This is a genomic window from Streptomyces sp. NPDC003635, assembly GCF_053587635.1.
In genome coordinates this window covers 1-16,157 of sequence record NZ_JBSFOK010000010.1, presented here as the reverse complement: position 1 = coordinate 16,157, position 16,157 = coordinate 1, and the positions used below count along the sequence as shown (strand labels likewise).

Genomic DNA, 16,157 nt, shown 5'->3' with positions numbered 1-16,157 from the left:
AATGCGTCAAATGTCTGCTCTGGAAGCACAGTTTGTGGCCCGGGCCCCGTTTCCCCGATGATGATCGCGGCAAGGCGATGGCCAACCACGTCGATCGGGCCGTGAAACGGTCGGTGAACGCCACGTTCCCGAGATCCGATAGCCTCTGCCGACATGCCCCCCGGGTGTCACGGCTCAGGGCGCCCTCACCATGTCAACGACCGGCGCCGGCGCGTCGGCACCCAGGGAGTGAGTTCGGTTGTCGACCGCCATCCTCACCGGTCAGCCGGTCCCCGGATCGTCGATCGAGGGCGACCTGCGCTCCCTCGGCTTCGACGTGCGGACCGCGGCCGACGACGCGGAGGCCGAGACGCTGCTGGCCCAGGTGCCGAGCCGGGAGCGGGTCGCCGTGGTCGACGCCCGCTTCGTCGGCCATGTGCACGCGCTGCGCCTCGGCCTGACCGACCCCCGCTTCCCGCTCGCCGCGATCCCCGGTGCCGTCACCGCCCAGCCGGCCGCCCGGCAGGCCCTGACCCGGGCGCTGGCCCGCGAGAACTCCGCCGCCGGCACCACTTTGGTGGACAGCCTCGCCGACCGGGTCGTCGAGGCCCTCGACACCGAGGTGCACCGCCCCGAGCTGGGCAGCCTCGTCGCGGAGGTCCCCGCCGACCCCCAGGCCCGCAACGAGGCACGGCAGTCGGTCTTGGCCGTCGACGACGAGGCCGTACGCCTGAAGTCCGCCGTGAAGGCGCGCGACGGCTTCTTCACGACCTTCTGCGTCAGCCCCTACTCCCGCTACATCGCGCGCTGGTGCGCCCGCCGCGGGCTGACCCCGAACCAGGTCACCACCGCCTCGCTGCTCACCGCGCTCATAGCGGCGGCCTGCGCGGCCACCGGCACCCGGGGCGGCTTCGTCGCCGCCGGTGTGCTCCTGCTCTTCTCCTTCGTGCTGGACTGCACCGACGGCCAGCTCGCCCGATACTCCCTGCAGTACTCCACCCTCGGCGCCTGGCTCGACGCCACCTTCGACCGCGCCAAGGAGTACGCCTACTACGCGGGCCTCGCGCTCGGTGCCGCCCGGGGTGGCGACGACGTCTGGGCCCTCGCCCTCGGCGCGATGGTCCTCCAGACCTGCCGGCACGTCGTGGACTTCTCCTTCAACGAGGCCAACCACGACGCCACCGCCAACACCAGCCCCACCGCGGCCCTCTCCGACAAGCTCGACAGCGTCGGCTGGACGGTCTGGGTGCGTCGCATGATCGTGCTGCCGATCGGCGAGCGCTGGGCGATGATCGCCCTGCTGACGGCGGTCACGACACCGCGGATCACCTTCTACGCCCTCCTCGCCGGCTGCGCCTTCGCCGCGACGTACACCACGGCGGGCCGCGTCCTGCGCTCCCTGACCCGCAAGGCCCGGCGCACCGACCGAGCCGCCCAGGCCTTGGCGGACCTGGCCGACTCCGGCCCCCTCGCCCAGGGATGCGCGGCGGCGCTCAAGCGCCCCGCTCGCAAGCTCCCCGGCTTCGCCGCCCCCGCGGTCGCCCTGCTCGGCGGCCTCACGGTGGTCGCCACGGCGGTGTTCACCGACTTCGGGGGCCCCTGGCCGGTCGTCGGCGCCCTCGTCTACGCCGTGGCCGCCGGCCTCGCCGTCGCCCGCCCCCTCAAGGGCGCCCTGGACTGGCTGGTCCCGCCGTTCTTCCGGGCGGCGGAGTACGGCACGGTGCTCGCCCTCGGAGTTGAAGCCGGGGTGAACGGAGCCCTTCCTGCGGCTTTCGGCCTGGTGGCCGCCGTCGCCTACCATCACTACGACACGGTGTATCGCATCCGCGGCAACGCGGGCGCGCCCCCGCACTGGCTGGTGCGGGCGATCGGGGGGCACGAGGGCCGGACGCTGGTGGTCACGGTGCTCGCCGTGCTGTTCACCGCCGCACAGTTCACGGTCGCGCTCACGGTCCTGGCCGTGGCCGTGGCCCTGGTGGTGCTCGTCGAGAGCATCCGCTTCTGGGTCTCCGCTGGAGCCCCTGCCGTACACGATGAAGGAGAACCCGCATGATCGGCCTCGTGCTGGCGGCCGGCGCCGGACGGCGTCTGCGCCCCTACACCGACAGCCTTCCCAAGGCTCTGGTGCCGGTGGGCCCCGCGGGCATAGAGGGCGAACCCACGGTTCTCGACCTGACGCTCGGCAACTTCGCCGAGATCGGCCTGACCGAGGTCGCGATCATCGTCGGCTACCGCAAGGAGGCCGTGTACGAGCGCAAGGCGGCCCTGGAGCAGAAGTACGGCCTGAAGCTCACCCTCATCGACAACGACAAGGCCGAGGAGTGGAACAACGCCTACTCCCTGTGGTGCGGCCGTGACGCCCTCAAGGACGGCGTGATCCTCGCCAACGGCGACACCGTCCACCCGGTCTCCGTCGAGAAGACCCTGCTCGCCGCCCGCGGCGACGGCAAGAAGATCATCCTCGCCCTCGACACCGTGAAGTCGCTGGCGGACGAGGAGATGAAGGTCGTCGTCGACCCCGCCAAGGGCGTCACGAAGATCACCAAGCTGATGGACCCGTCCGAGGCCACCGGCGAGTACATCGGCGTGACCCTCATCGAGGGAGACGCCGCCCCCGAGCTGGCCGACGCCCTGAAGGCGGTCTGGGAGACCGACCCGCAGCAGTTCTACGAGCACGGCTACCAGGAGCTCGTGAACCGCGGCTTCACGATCGACACGGCGCCGATCGGCGACGTTCAGTGGGTGGAGATCGACAACCACGACGATCTCGCCCGCGGACGGGAGATCGCGTGCCGGTACTGACCAGGCTGATCCCCTCGCCGGTCGTCGTGGACATCCGCCCGGGTGCCCTCGACGACCTGGCCTGCGTGCTCGCCGACGAGCGCGTCTCGCACTCGGGCAAGCTGGCCGTCGCCGTCAGCGGCGGCTCCGGCGCCCGGCTGAAGGAGCGGCTCGCCCCCTCGCTGCCCGGCGCCGCCTGGTACGAGGTCGGCGGCGGCACCCTCGACGACGCGGTCCGGCTGGCCGGCGCCATAAAGGCGGGCCACTACGACGCGGTCGTCGGGCTCGGCGGCGGCAAGATCATCGACTGCGCCAAGTTCGCCGCGGCCCGGGTCGGCCTCCCGCTGGTCGCCGTGCCGACGAACCTCGCGCACGACGGACTGTGCTCACCGGTCGCCACGCTCGACAACGACGCGGGGCGAGGCTCCTACGGCGTGCCCAACCCGATCGCGGTCGTCATCGACCTCGACGTCATCCGGGAGGCCCCGGTCCGCTTCGTGCGCGCCGGGATCGGGGACGCCGTCTCCAACATCTCCGCCATCGCGGACTGGGAGCTGGCCAACCGGGTCACGGGCGAGAAGATCGACGGCCTGGCCGCCGCCATCGCCCGGCAGGCGGGCGAGGCGGTGCTGCGGCACCCCGGAGGCATCGGGGACACCGACTTCCTCCAGGTGCTCGCCGAGGCACTGGTGCTCAGCGGCATCGCCATGTCGGTGTCGGGTGACTCCCGTCCGTCCTCCGGCGCCTGCCACGAGATCAACCACGCGTTCGACCTGCTCTACCCCAGGCGCGCCGCCGCCCACGGCGAGCAGTGCGGCCTGGGCGCGGCCTTCGCGATGTACCTGCGCGGAGCCCACGAGGAGTCGGCCTACATGGCCGAGGTCCTGCGCCGGCACGGGCTTCCGGTGCTGCCGGAGGAGATCGGCTTCAGCACGGAGGAGTTCGTCCGTGCCGTGGAGTTCGCCCCGCAGACCCGGCCCGGCCGCTACACGATCCTCGAACACCTCGACCTGAAAACCGACCAGATCAAGGACATCTACGCCGACTATGTCAAGGCCATCGGTAGCTGAACTCCGTCCGGTCGTCCACCCCGCGGGGGTGAAGGACCGGCGCAGCGGTGAGCACTGGATGGGACGCCTCTACATGCGTGAGGTGTCCCTGCGGGTCGACCGCTACCTGGTGAACACCAGGGTGACGCCCAACCAGCTCACGTACCTGATGACCGTCTTCGGTGTGCTCGCGGCCCCGGCACTGCTCGTGCCGGGGATCCCGGGCGCCGTGCTCGGCGTGGTCTGCGTCCAGATGTATCTGCTGCTCGACTGCGTCGACGGCGAGATCGCCCGCTGGAAGAAGCAGTACTCGCTCAACGGCGTCTACCTCGACCGGGTCGGCGCCTACCTCACCGACGCCGCCGTGCTCGTCGGCTTCGGGCTGCGCGCCGCCGACCTGTGGGGCAGCGGCCGTATCGACTGGCTGTGGGCCTTCCTCGGCACGCTGGCCGCGCTCGGCGCCATCCTGATCAAGGCCGAGACCGACCTCGTCGGGGTCGCCCGGCACCAGGCCGGCAAGCCGCCGGTCCAGGAGTCGGCGGCCGAGATGCGCTCCTCCGGCATGGCCCTGGCCCGCAAGGCCGCCTCCCTGCTCAAGTTCCACCGGCTGATCCTCGGTATCGAGGCCTCGCTGCTGATCCTGGTGCTGGCGGTCGCCGACCAGATGCGCGGCGACCTGTTCTTCTCCCGGCTGGGGGTCGCCGTACTCGCCGGCATCGCGCTGCTGCAGACCCTGCTGCACCTGGTCTCCATCCTCGCGTCGAGCAGGCTGAAGTGAGCGCGCCCATGAAGGTCGGCGCGGTGATCATCACCATGGGCAACCGCCCCGACGAACTGCGCGCCCTCCTCGACTCGGTCGCCAAGCAGGACGGCGACCGCGTAGAGGTGGTCGTCGTCGGCAACGGCTCACCGGTCCCGGACGTCCCCGAGGGCGTCCGCACGATCGAGCTGCCCGAGAACCTCGGCATCCCCGGTGGCCGCAACGTCGGCATCGAGGCCTTCGGCCCCAGCGGCCGCGACGTCGACATATTGCTCTTCCTCGACGACGACGGGCTCCTCGCCCAGCACGACACCGCGGAACTCTGCCGCGAGGCCTTCGCCGCCGACCCCAGGCTCGGCATCGTCAGCTTCCGCATCGCCGACCCGGACACCGGCGAGACCCAGCGCCGCCACGTCCCGCGGCTGCGGGCCGCCGACCCGATGCGCTCCTCCCGGGTCACCACCTTCCTCGGCGGCGCCAACGCCGTCCGCACCCAGGTCTTCGCCGAAGTCGGCGGGCTCCCGGACGAATTCTTCTACGCGCACGAGGAAACCGACCTGGCATGGCGGGCCCTCGACGCGGGCTGGATGATCGACTACCGGGCCGACATGGTGCTGTACCACCCCACGACCGCGCCCTCGCGGCACGCGGTCTACCACCGCATGGTCGCCCGCAACCGCGTGTGGCTCGCCCGCCGCAACCTCCCCACGCTCCTGGTCCCGGTCTACCTGGGCGTCTGGATGCTGCTCACGTTGCTGCGCCGCCCCTCGCGACCCGCGCTCAGGGCCTGGTTCGGCGGCTTCCGCGAGGGCTGGACGAGCCCGTGCGGCCCACGGCGCCCCATGAAGTGGCGTACGGTGTGGCGGCTGACCCGGCTGGGCCGTCCTCCTGTCGTCTGACAAGCTTCACTGAACGCACAGGAGGTCCACTCCCAGGCCTCAGGCACACGGCATGCCCGCACAGGCTGCGCATCCCGAAGACGAAAGTTTCCACTAGTGAGTGAGACAACGCACGACGGACAGGTCGCGGTGACCGCGCCTCCGTCGCCCGACGAGGGACTCACGGCGGCCGACCTGGCCGCCAAGTACGGGCTGAGCGTGAGCGGCGCGCGCCCCTCGCTCGTCGAGTACGTCCGCCAGCTCTGGGACCGGCGTCACTTCATCCTCGCCTTCTCGCGGGCGAAGCTGACCGCCCAGTACAGCCAGGCCAAGCTCGGCCAGCTCTGGCAGGTGGTGACACCGCTGCTCAACGCGGCCGTGTACTTCTTCATCTTCGGCGTCATCCTGGAAGCCGACCGGGGCATGTCCCGTGAGGTGTACATCCCGTTCCTGGTCACCGGTGTGTTCGTGTTCACCTTCACGCAGAGCTCGGTGATGGCGGGCGTCCGCGCGATCTCCGGCAACCTGGGCCTGGTCCGCGCGCTGCACTTCCCGCGCGCCTCGCTGCCGGTATCCTTCTCGCTCCAGCAGCTCCAGCAGCTGCTCGCCTCGATGATCGTGCTGGTCGCGGTGACCTGCGCCTTCGGCAGCTACCCGGACCTGTCGTGGCTGCTGATGGTGCCGGTACTCGCCCTGCAGTTCCTGTTCAACACGGGCCTCGCCCTGATCATGGCCCGGGCCGGCGCGAAGACCCCGGACCTGGCGCAGCTGATGCCGTTCGTGATGCGGACCTGGATGTACGCCTCGGGCGTCATGTACTCAATCCCGATCATGCTGGCGGACAAGCCGCAGTGGATCGCGGACGTCCTCCAGTGGAACCCGGCCGCCATCTACATGGACCTGATGCGCTTCGCGCTCATCGACGGCTACGGCTCCGAGAACCTGCCCGACCATGTCTGGGCGGTCGCGGGCGGCTGGGCCCTGCTGTTCGTGGTCGGCGGCTTCGTGTACTTCTGGAAGGCGGAGGAGAGGTACGGCCGTGGCTGACACCCTGGTTCCCACCGTCATCGCCGACGAGCTGCACATCGTCTACCGCGTCAACGGCGCCAAGGCGGGCAAGGGCAGCGCCACCGCCGCGCTCAGCCGCATACTCAAGCGAGGCGAGGAGCGGGGCGTGCGCAAGGTGCACGCCGTCAAGGGCGTCTCCTTCACCGCCTACCGCGGCGAGGCCATCGGCCTGATCGGCTCCAACGGCTCCGGCAAGTCCACCCTGCTGCGGGCCATCGCGGGGCTGCTCCCCGCGGAGAGCGGCAGGGTCTACACCGACGGCCAGCCCTCGCTGCTCGGCGTCAACGCGGCCCTGATGAACGACCTGACCGGCGAGCGGAACGTCATACTGGGCGGGCTCGCCATGGGCATGTCCCGGGAGCAGATCAAGGAGCGGTACCAGGACATCGTCGACTTCTCCGGCATCAACGAGAAGGGCGACTTCATCACCCTGCCGATGCGCACGTACTCCTCCGGCATGGCGGCCAGGCTGCGGTTCTCCATCGCCGCCGCCAAGGACCACGACGTGCTGATGATCGACGAGGCCCTGGCCACCGGCGACCGCAAGTTCCAGAAGCGCTCGGAGCAGCGCATCCGGGAGCTGCGCAAGGAGGCCGGCACGGTGTTCCTGGTCAGCCACAACAACAAGTCGATCCGTGACACCTGCAACCGGGTGCTGTGGCTGGAGCGCGGCGAGCTGCGCATGGACGGCCCCACCGACGAGGTCCTCAAGGAGTACGAGAAGTTCACGGGCAAGTAGTCCACCCCGGACCGGCTCACCCGGCCCGCCCCGCTTCCCACGGCCCCGTCGGAACCCTTCCGGCGGGGCTCCGCGTCTGCAAAGGAAACGTCAACTTCGGCTGGTCTTAGGAATCTTGGGACCAATCGGTGTGTTCTTGTGATGCGCAGGACACCCCGGCGAACCACCGTGCGTTGTACAACGTAAGCTGTACCGGTCCCCAATCGCGGCAAGTGGGGCGATAATGCCCCACACCCTCTGCCGGGCAGCCGTGCGGACGGCCGGGCGGCGTGTCCGAAATAGTGTGTATTGGGTCGGCGGTGTAGAACGGGAGATGTGACGGCAATGGCTACGGAAACTCCCCTGCTCAACGCAGCATGTGCCGTCCCCGCCCCGGGAAGTCCGCGGTGACGGGAACCGGCACGCCGCACGCCGGAGACGCGGAGCGCGGCACGCTCGACAAGGCCGCGCACGAGAACTTCCCCGTGGCCCCCTTCTTCCTGCCCCGGGCCTGGCGCGCCGACCTCATGGCGGTCTACGGCTTCGCCCGCCTCGTCGACGACATCGGTGACGGCGATCTCGCCCCCGGTGGCGCCGACGCCCGGTTCCTCGGCGTGTCGGCCAAGGACGCCGACGACCGCCTGCTGATGCTGGACGCCTTCGAGGCCGACTTGCGACGCGTGTTCGACTCCACCCCGCGTCACCCCCTGCTGCGCCGTCTCCAGCCCACGGTCCGCCGCCGCTCGCTCACCCCCGAGCCCTTCCTCGGCCTGATCCAGGCCAACCGCCAGGACCAGCTCGTCAGCCGCTACGAGACCTACGACGACCTGCTCGCCTACTGCGAGCTGTCCGCCAACCCCGTCGGACACCTCGTCCTCGCCGTGACCGGGACCGCCACCCCCGAGCGGATCCGCCGCTCCGACGCGATCTGCACCGCCCTCCAGATCGTCGAGCACCTCCAGGACGTCGCCGAGGACCTCGGCCGCGACCGCATCTATCTGCCCGCCGTGGACATGAAACGCTTTCACGTCCAGGAGGCGGATCTCGCCACGCACACCGCGGGCGCATCAGTGCGCGCACTGGTCGCATACGAAGCACAACGCGCCCGCGAACTCCTGAATGAAGGCGCCCCTCTGGTGGGTAGCGTCCACGGCAGGCTGAGACTGCTGCTCGCAGGGTTCGTGGCGGGGGGAAGGGCGGCGATCCGAGCGATCGCCGCCGCCGAATACGACGTACTTCCCGGCCCGCCCAAGCCCGGCAAGGTTCAGCTGCTGCGCGAGGTGGGCGTGACTCTGCGAGGAGAGGGGTGATCCGGACCGTGGAGTTCGCACCACACGCGTCCGCACCGGTACTCGCCGCCTACAGCTACTGCGAGGCCGTCACCGGACAGCAGGCCCGTAATTTCGCGTACGGCATCCGGCTGCTGCCCACGCCGAAGCGCCGAGCGATGTCGGCGCTGTACGCGTTCTCGCGCCGTGTCGACGACATCGGCGACGGGGCGCTGGCCGACGACGTCAAGATCGCCAGGCTCGAGGAGACCCGGGCCCTGCTGACCCGGGTCCGCGGCGGCTCGGTCGACGAGGACGACACCGACCCGGTCGCGGTCGCCCTCGCGCATGCCGCCGAGGTCTTCCCGATCCCGCTCGAGGGCCTGGACGAGCTGATCGACGGCGTGCTGATGGACGTGCGCGGCGAGCACTACGAGACCTGGGACGACCTGAAGGTGTACTGCCGCTGTGTGGCGGGCGCCATCGGACGGCTCTCGCTCGGCGTGTTCGGCACCGAACCGGGGGCGCGCGGCGCCGAGCGCGCGCCGGAGTATGCCGACACGCTCGGGCTCGCACTCCAACTCACCAACATCCTCAGGGATGTGCGCGAGGACGCCGAGGGGGGCCGCACCTACCTGCCCGCCGACGATCTCGCCAAGTTCGGCTGCTCGGCCGGGTTCGCCGGGCCGACCGTGCCGGAGGGCGCCGACTTCGCCGGCCTCGTGCACTTCGAAGTGCGCCGGGCCCGCGCCCTGTTCGCCGAGGGCTACCGGCTGCTGCCGATGCTCGACCGGCGCAGCGGCGCCTGTGTCGCCGCCATGGCCGGCATCTACCGCCGTCTCCTGGACCGCATCGAGCGGGAACCGGAGGCGGTGCTGCGCGGGCGGGTCTCGCTGCCCGGCCGCGAGAAGGCGTATGTCGCCGTACGCGGTCTGTCCGGTCTGGACGCACGCCATGTGACCCGGCGGACCGTCAGGAGGCGGGCCTGATGGACAGTCCGGTCCAAGGTGATGCCACCGGTGAAAAGTGGCAGGCAACCCTCCGCGGCACGACGGCGTCCCTGACTGAGACGGCCGACCGTGCAGGGTTCAAGCATCGCGGTGACCGTTCGGGGGAGGGCACACGATGACCGACGGCATCACACCCGGCGGCGACGCCGTCGTGGTCGGCGGCGGCCTGGCCGGCATCACCGCGGCGCTGGCGCTGGCCGACGCCGGAGTGCGCGTGACGCTGCTGGAGGGCAGGCCGCGCCTGGGCGGGCTCGCCTTCTCCTTCCAGCGCGGCGACCTCACCGTCGACAACGGCCAGCACGTCTACCTGCGCTGCTGCACGGCCTATCGCTGGTTCCTCGATCGCGTCGAGGGGACCGCGCTGGCGCCGCTGCAGGATCGTCTCGACGTGCCCGTACTCGATCTGGCCCGGCCCGAGGGGCGGCGCCTGGGCAGGATCCAGCGCGATCCGCTGCCCGTGCCGCTGCATCTGGGGCGCAGCCTCGCCACCTACCCGCACCTCTCGCTCACCGAGCGCGCCGCCGTCGGGCGTGCCGCCCTCGCGCTGAGAGGGCTCGACCTCGCCGATCCGGCCCTGGACGACCAGAACTTCGGCACCTGGCTGGCCGCGCGCGGCCAGTCCGAGCGCGCCGTCAAGGCCCTGTGGAACCTGGTCGGGATCGCCACCCTCAACGCGGTCGCCGAGGACGCCTCCCTGGGGCTCGCGGCGATGGTGTTCAAGACCGGTCTGCTGTCCGACCCGGGCGCCGCCGACATCGGCTGGGCCCATGTCCCACTGGGTGAACTGCACGACCGGCTGGCCCGCAAGGCGCTCGACTCCGCGGGCGTGCGTACCGAGGTTCGTACACGCGTCACCTCCATCTCCACTGACGACAACGGCCGTTGGAGCGTGGAGGTTCCCGGCGAGACGCTCCGGGCGGACGCGGTCGTGCTCGCCGTGGCGCAGAGCGAGGCCCACGACCTGCTGCCCGAGGGCGCCCTGGACGACCCCGGGGCGCTGCTCAGGATCGGCACCGCCCCGATCCTCAACGTCCACGTCGTGTACGACCGCCCGGTGCTCAGCACACCCTTCTTCGCCGCCCTCGGGACGCCGGTGCAGTGGGTGTTCGACCGGACCCATTCCTCCGGGCTGCGCGAGGGGCAGTACCTCGCGCTGTCCCAGTCGGCCGCGCACGGCGAGATCGACGCGCCGGTGGCCGAACTGCGCGAGCGCTATCTGCCGGAGCTGGCCCGGCTGCTGCCGCTCGCCCGCAGGGCCGAGGTGAAGGACTTCTTCGTGACCCGGGAGCGCACGGCGACGTTCGCCCCCACCCCCGGGGTCGGGCGGCTGCGGCCCGGCACCCGGACCAAGGCACCCGGCCTCTACCTGGCCGGAGCGTGGACCGCCACCGGGTGGCCCGCGACCATGGAGAGTGCGGTCCGCAGCGGTGTGAGCGCGGCCGACGCCGCGCTGAGCGCGCTGGGCAGGCCCCGCCCCCGTCACCTCTTCGAGTTCGAGGAGGCGGCATGAGGCTCGACGAACCCGAGCGCGCGGCAGGCCCCCGCACCCCCGGTACCGCAACAAGAGGAGAGACTGTGCCCACTGTGCCCCCGGCCTCGAAGGCCGCTGCAGAGACCGCGGTGGACGTGACCGCGCTCCTGGAGCGCGGTCGGACCCTGGCCACGCCGGTACTGCGGGCGGCGATCGACCGCCTGGCGCCTCCCATGGACACCGTCTCCGCCTACCACTTCGGCTGGCTCGACGCCCAGGGCAGGCCCACGGCCGGCGACGGCGGCAAGGCCGTGCGCCCCGCCCTCGCCGTGCTCTCCGCCGAGGTCGTCGGCGCCGCTCCCGAGGTCGGCATCCCCGGCGCGGTCGCCGTCGAGCTGGTGCACAACTTCTCCCTGCTGCACGACGACCTGATGGACGGCGACGAGCAGCGCCGCCACCGCGACACGGTGTGGAAGGTGCACGGCCCCGCCCAGGCCATCCTGGTCGGCGACGCCCTGTTCGCCCTCGCCAACGAACTCCTGCTGGAGCTCGGCACCGTCGAGGCCGGCCGCGCCACCCGCCGGCTGACCACCGCCACCCGGGCCCTCATCGACGGCCAGGCCCAGGACATCTCCTACGAGCACCGCGACCGCGTGAGCGTCGAGGAGTGCCTGGAGATGGAGGGCAACAAGACCGGCGCCCTGCTGGCCTGCGCCAGCTCCATCGGCGCCGTGCTCGGCGGGGCGGGCGACCGCGTCGCCGACACGCTGGAGAAGTACGGCTACCACCTCGGCCTCGCCTTCCAGGCCGTCGACGACCTCCTCGGCATCTGGGGCGACCCGGAGTCCACCGGCAAGCAGACCTGGAGCGATCTGCGCCAGCGCAAGAAGTCGCTGCCGGTCGTCGCGGCGCTCGCGGCGGGCGGCAGCGCCTCCGAGCGGCTCGGCGAGATCCTCGCCGCCGACGCCAAGAGCAGTGACTTCGAGAACTTCTCCGAGGAGGAGTTCGCCGCCCGTGCCGCCCTCATCGAGGAGGCCGGCGGACGCGAGTGGACCGCCGAAGAGGCCCGCCGTCAGCACACCGTCGCCATCGAAGCGCTGGACGCCATCGACATGCCCGACCGGGTCCGGGCACAGTTCACGGCGCTCGCCGACTTCGTCGTCGTACGAAAGAGATGATCACTATCGGTCGAATAGCCCTCGCGTAGTCGCCGGCCGGTGTCGCGGGAAGAGCAGCACCGGCCGACGGCGGACCCACAGCAGAGCACCACTTGCACACTGCACGAAGGGGAAGCCATGACAGCGACGACCGACGGAAGCACCGGGGCCCTGCCGCCCCGCGCTGCCGCGGCCAGCGAAAGCGACAGCACCACCCCCCTGGCGGCGGGGGTTCACGAAGCCGCCGAACGCGCCGTCCGGCGCGCCACCGACTTCCTGCTGTCCCGGCAGAACGTCGAGGGCTGGTGGAAGGGCGACCTCGAGACGAACGTCACCATGGACGCCGAGGACCTGCTGCTCCGTCAGTTCCTGGGCATCCGGGACGACTCCACCACCAGCGCCGCCGCCCTGTTCATCCGCGGCGAGCAGCGCGCGGACGGCACCTGGGCGAGCTTCTTCGGCGGGCCCGGCGAACTCTCCACCACCATCGAGGCCTACGTCGCCCTGCGGCTGGCCGGTGACACCCCGGACGCCCCGCACATGGCGAGGGCGGCGGAATGGATCAGGGCCCAGGGAGGCATCGCCGCCGCCCGGGTCTTCACCCGGATCTGGCTGGCCCTGTTCGGCTGGTGGAAGTGGGAGGACCTGCCCGAACTCCCGCCCGAACTGATCTACTTCCCGACCTGGGTGCCGCTCAACATCTACGACTTCGGCTGCTGGGCCCGGCAGACCATCGTCCCGCTGACGATCGTCTCCGCCAAGCGCCCGGTGCGGCCCGCCCCCTTCGCGCTGGACGAGCTGCACACCGACCCGGACAACCCCAACCCGCCCAAGCCCCTGGCTCCCGTGGTGAGTTGGGACGGCGCCTTCCAGCGCCTCGACAAGGCGCTGCACCAGCTGCGCAAGATCGCCCCGCGCGGGCTGCGCCGGGCCGCGATGCGCTCGGCCGCGCGTTGGATCATCGAGCGGCAGGAGAACGACGGCTGCTGGGGCGGTATCCAGCCGCCCGCGGTGTACTCGATCATCGCCCTGCATCTGCTCGGCTACGACCTCCAGCACCCCGTGATGCGTGAGGGCCTGGCCTCGCTGGACCGTTTCGCCATCTGGCGCGAGGACGGGTCCCGGATGATCGAGGCCTGCCAGTCCCCGGTCTGGGACACCTGCCTGGCCACCATCGCGCTGGCCGACGCCGGAGTCCCCGCCGACCACCCGCAGCTGGTCAAGGCCGCCGACTGGATGCTCGGCGAGGAGATCGTCCGGCCCGGCGACTGGGCGGTCAAGCGTCCCGGACTGCAGCCCGGGGGCTGGGCGTTCGAGTTCCACAACGACAACTACCCCGACATCGACGACACGGCCGAGGTCGTGCTCGCGCTGCGCCGGGTCAGGCACCACGACCCGGAGCGCGTGGAGAAGGCGATCGGGCGCGGGGTGCGCTGGAACCTCGGCATGCAGTCGCGGAACGGGGCGTGGGGCGCCTTCGACGTCGACAACACCAGCCCCTTCCCCAACCGGCTGCCCTTCTGCGACTTCGGCGAGGTCATCGACCCGCCGTCGGCCGACGTCACCGCGCACGTCGTCGAGATGCTCGCGGTCGAGGGCCTCGCCCACGACCCGCGCACCCGGCGCGGCATCCAGTGGCTGCTGGCCGAACAGGAGCCGGACGGCTCGTGGTTCGGGCGCTGGGGCGTCAACTACGTCTACGGCACCGGCTCGGTGGTACCCGCCCTCGTCGCGGCCGGCTTCCCGGGCTCGCACCCGGCGATCCGCCGGGCCGTGGCCTGGCTGGAGTCCGTGCAGAACGACGACGGCGGCTGGGGCGAGGACCTGCGCTCCTACCAGGACGTCAAGGGCTGGAGCGGCCGGGGTGCCTCCACCGCCTCGCAGACGGCGTGGGCCCTGATGGCGCTGCTGGCCGCGGGGGAGAAGGGCTCCAAGGCCGTGGAACGCGGCGTCGCCTGGCTCGCTGCCACCCAGCTCGCGGACGGCTCCTGGGACGAGCCGTACTTCACCGGCACCGGGTTTCCCTGGGACTTCTCCATCAACTACCACCTGTACCGGCAGGTCTTCCCACTCACCGCGCTGGGCCGGTACGTGCACGGCGACCCCTTCGCCGCGGCCGAGGGGGGCTGATGAGCACCCAGCCCGCTCCGGCTCCGCTGCTGATCGCCTGCGCGCTCGGCATCGAGCACCTCGCGCTGCGCACGAGCGACCGCGGCGGCGCCGACGGTCCGGTCACCGTGGTGCGGACCGGCATGGGCCCGAAGGCGGCCGAGCGGTCCGTCACCCGGGTCCTGGCCGACCCGGCGCTCGCCGGGGCCGCGGTCCTGGCCACCGGCTTCTGCGCGGGGCTCGCCCCCGGGATGCACCCCGGCGACCTGGTCGTCGCCGAGGAGACCCGGGATCCGCGCGGGACCACCGCGTGCGTCGGGACCGAGCTGCTCGTCAAGGAACTGGCCCGCGCCGTACCGGGGCGGACCGTGCACACCGGACCGCTCACCGGCTCCGACCACGTGGTCCGTGGTCAGGAACGGTCCGATCTGCGCGCGACCGGCGCGATCGCGGTCGACATGGAGTCGGCGGCGACGCTCCTGAGCGCCGTGCGCGCGGGTGAGCGCCCCGTTGCGGCCGTACGGGTGGTCGTGGACGCTCCAGAACATGAACTGGTCCGGATCGGCACGGTGCGCGGGGGAATATCAGCGTTCCGTGTCCTCAGGTCGGTCCTTCCCGCTTTTTTCGAATGGCACCGTTCTTTGCTGCTCCCCAGGAGGTGAGCCAGATGGCCATGCCGCTGCGCCAGTCCATCAAGGTCGCTACTTACTTGGCAGAACAAAAGCTCCGCAAGCGAGACAAGTTCCCGCTGATCGTCGAGCTGGAACCGCTGTTCGCGTGCAACCTCAAGTGCGAGGGCTGCGGGAAGATCCAGCATCCGGCCGGAGTGCTCAAGCAGCGCATGCCGGTCGCGCAGGCCGTGGGAGCGGTGCTCGAATCCGGCGCGCCGATGGTGTCGATCGCCGGGGGCGAGCCCCTGATGCACCCTCAGATCGACGAGATCGTGCGGCAGTTGGTCGCCAAACGGAAGTACGTCTTCCTGTGCACCAACGCCATGCTGCTGCGCAAGAAGATGGACAAGTTCAAGCCCTCGCCCTACTTCGCCTTCGCCGTGCACATCGACGGTCTGCGCGAGCGCCACGACGAGTCGGTGGCGAAGGAGGGCGTGTTCGACGAGGCGGTGGAGGCGATCAAGGAGGCCAAGCGGCGCGGCTTCCGGGTCACCACCAACTCCACCTTCTTCAACACCGACACCCCGCAGACCATCATCGAGGTGCTCAACTTCCTCAACGACGACCTCAAGGTAGACGAGATGATGATCTCGCCCGCCTACGCCTACGAGAAGGCGCCCGACCAGGAGCACTTCCTGGGCGTGGAGCAGACCCGCGAGCTGTTCAAGAAGGCCTTCGCGGGCGGCAACCGACGCCGCTGGCGGCTCAACCACTCCCCGCTCTTCCTGGACTTCCTGGAGGGCAAGGTCGACTTCCCGTGCACCGCGTGGGCGATCCCCAACTACTCCCTCTTCGGCTGGCAGCGCCCCTGCTACCTGATGAGCGACGGCTACGTGCCGACGTACCGGGAGCTGATCGAGGAGACCGACTGGGACAAGTACGGCCGCGGCAAGGACCCGCGCTGCGCCAACTGCATGGCGCACTGCGGCTACGAGCCCACCGCCGTCCTCGCCACCATGGGCTCCCTGAAGGAGTCGCTGCGCGCCATGCGCGAGACGGTCAACGGGAACCGGGAGTGACGTCATGACCGCCATCCCCTTGGGTCTCCCCGAGGTACCCCTCCGGCCGATCGCCGAGCGGCGCGTGTCCCGACGGATCCAGGTCGGACCGGTGGCGGTCGGGGACGGGGCCCCGGTCTCGGTGCAGTCGATGACCACGACCCGTACGTCGGACATCGGCGCGACCCTCCAGCAGATCGCCGAGCTGACGGCGTCCGGCTGCCAGATCGTCCGGGTCGC

General features: G+C 71.0%; 16 protein-coding genes. All 16 read left to right on the top strand.

Annotated elements, in window-relative coordinates:
• Nucleotides 1-238 precede the first annotated feature (238 nt).
• Entirely contained in the window at nucleotides 239-2,032 is a 1,794-nt protein-coding gene (locus tag ACWDRW_RS12225; protein ID WP_451722444.1) for a DUF5941 domain-containing protein, read from the top strand.
• Nucleotides 2,029-2,781, top strand: coding sequence for a phosphocholine cytidylyltransferase family protein (locus ACWDRW_RS12220; protein WP_451722443.1), 753 nt, complete (start codon nucleotides 2,029-2,031; stop codon nucleotides 2,779-2,781). Before ACWDRW_RS12225 ends, ACWDRW_RS12220 begins: the two co-directional genes overlap by 4 nt.
• Nucleotides 2,769-3,830: an iron-containing alcohol dehydrogenase family protein gene (locus ACWDRW_RS12215; protein ID WP_451722442.1), complete on the top strand. Its 1,062-nt coding sequence runs from the start codon at nucleotides 2,769-2,771 to the stop codon at nucleotides 3,828-3,830. The genes ACWDRW_RS12220 and ACWDRW_RS12215 overlap by 13 nt, the downstream gene beginning before the upstream one ends.
• Nucleotides 3,808-4,587, top strand: coding sequence for a CDP-alcohol phosphatidyltransferase family protein (locus ACWDRW_RS12210; RefSeq protein ID WP_451722440.1), 780 nt, complete (start codon nucleotides 3,808-3,810; stop codon nucleotides 4,585-4,587). Before ACWDRW_RS12215 ends, ACWDRW_RS12210 begins: the two co-directional genes overlap by 23 nt.
• The gene (locus ACWDRW_RS12205; protein WP_451722437.1) at nucleotides 4,584-5,468 is read left to right on the top strand and encodes a glycosyltransferase family 2 protein; all 885 of its coding nucleotides are present in this window, start codon (nucleotides 4,584-4,586) and stop codon (nucleotides 5,466-5,468) included. Before ACWDRW_RS12210 ends, ACWDRW_RS12205 begins: the two co-directional genes overlap by 4 nt.
• A gap of 96 nt (nucleotides 5,469-5,564) precedes the next feature.
• Complete coding sequence (locus tag ACWDRW_RS12200) at nucleotides 5,565-6,494, top strand: ABC transporter permease (protein WP_451722436.1); 930 nt, start codon at nucleotides 5,565-5,567, stop codon at nucleotides 6,492-6,494.
• Nucleotides 6,487-7,254, top strand: coding sequence for an ABC transporter ATP-binding protein (locus ACWDRW_RS12195; RefSeq protein WP_451722433.1), 768 nt, complete (start codon nucleotides 6,487-6,489; stop codon nucleotides 7,252-7,254). The genes ACWDRW_RS12200 and ACWDRW_RS12195 overlap by 8 nt, the downstream gene beginning before the upstream one ends.
• A 356-nt stretch (nucleotides 7,255-7,610) precedes the next feature.
• A complete protein-coding gene (gene hpnC, locus ACWDRW_RS12190) occupies nucleotides 7,611-8,543 on the top strand; it encodes a squalene synthase HpnC (protein ID WP_451722431.1) in 933 nt (310 codons plus the stop codon).
• On the top strand, nucleotides 8,540-9,490 hold the full coding sequence (gene hpnD, locus ACWDRW_RS12185) for a presqualene diphosphate synthase HpnD (RefSeq protein WP_451722429.1): 951 nt from the start codon (nucleotides 8,540-8,542) through the stop codon (nucleotides 9,488-9,490). Before hpnC ends, hpnD begins: the two co-directional genes overlap by 4 nt.
• Nucleotides 9,490-9,630, top strand: a complete 141-nt coding sequence (locus tag ACWDRW_RS12180) for a DUF6380 family protein (RefSeq protein WP_451722427.1) — start codon at nucleotides 9,490-9,492, stop codon at nucleotides 9,628-9,630. Before hpnD ends, ACWDRW_RS12180 begins: the two co-directional genes overlap by 1 nt.
• On the top strand, nucleotides 9,627-11,021 hold the full coding sequence (hpnE, locus tag ACWDRW_RS12175; protein ID WP_451722425.1) for a hydroxysqualene dehydroxylase HpnE: 1,395 nt from the start codon (nucleotides 9,627-9,629) through the stop codon (nucleotides 11,019-11,021). The genes ACWDRW_RS12180 and hpnE overlap by 4 nt, the downstream gene beginning before the upstream one ends.
• Nucleotides 11,018-12,160 (top strand): polyprenyl synthetase family protein, encoded by a 1,143-nt coding sequence (locus ACWDRW_RS12170; RefSeq protein ID WP_451722423.1) that lies wholly within the window; start codon nucleotides 11,018-11,020, stop codon nucleotides 12,158-12,160. The genes hpnE and ACWDRW_RS12170 overlap by 4 nt, the downstream gene beginning before the upstream one ends.
• 117 nt (nucleotides 12,161-12,277) lie before the next feature.
• Nucleotides 12,278-14,269: a squalene--hopene cyclase gene (gene shc / locus ACWDRW_RS12165; protein ID WP_451722422.1), complete on the top strand. Its 1,992-nt coding sequence runs from the start codon at nucleotides 12,278-12,280 to the stop codon at nucleotides 14,267-14,269.
• Nucleotides 14,269-14,910 carry a phosphorylase family protein gene (locus tag ACWDRW_RS12160; protein WP_451722421.1) on the top strand — a complete coding sequence of 214 codons (642 nt, stop codon included), beginning with the start codon at nucleotides 14,269-14,271 and terminating at the stop codon, nucleotides 14,908-14,910. The genes shc and ACWDRW_RS12160 overlap by 1 nt, the downstream gene beginning before the upstream one ends.
• Nucleotides 14,911-14,915: 5 nt before the next feature.
• Complete coding sequence (hpnH, locus tag ACWDRW_RS12155; protein ID WP_186280410.1) at nucleotides 14,916-15,938, top strand: adenosyl-hopene transferase HpnH; 1,023 nt, start codon at nucleotides 14,916-14,918, stop codon at nucleotides 15,936-15,938.
• 4 nt (nucleotides 15,939-15,942) lie between these two features.
• A partial coding sequence (locus ACWDRW_RS12150) for a flavodoxin-dependent (E)-4-hydroxy-3-methylbut-2-enyl-diphosphate synthase (protein ID WP_451722418.1) occupies nucleotides 15,943-16,157 on the top strand: 215 nt, incomplete at its 3' end.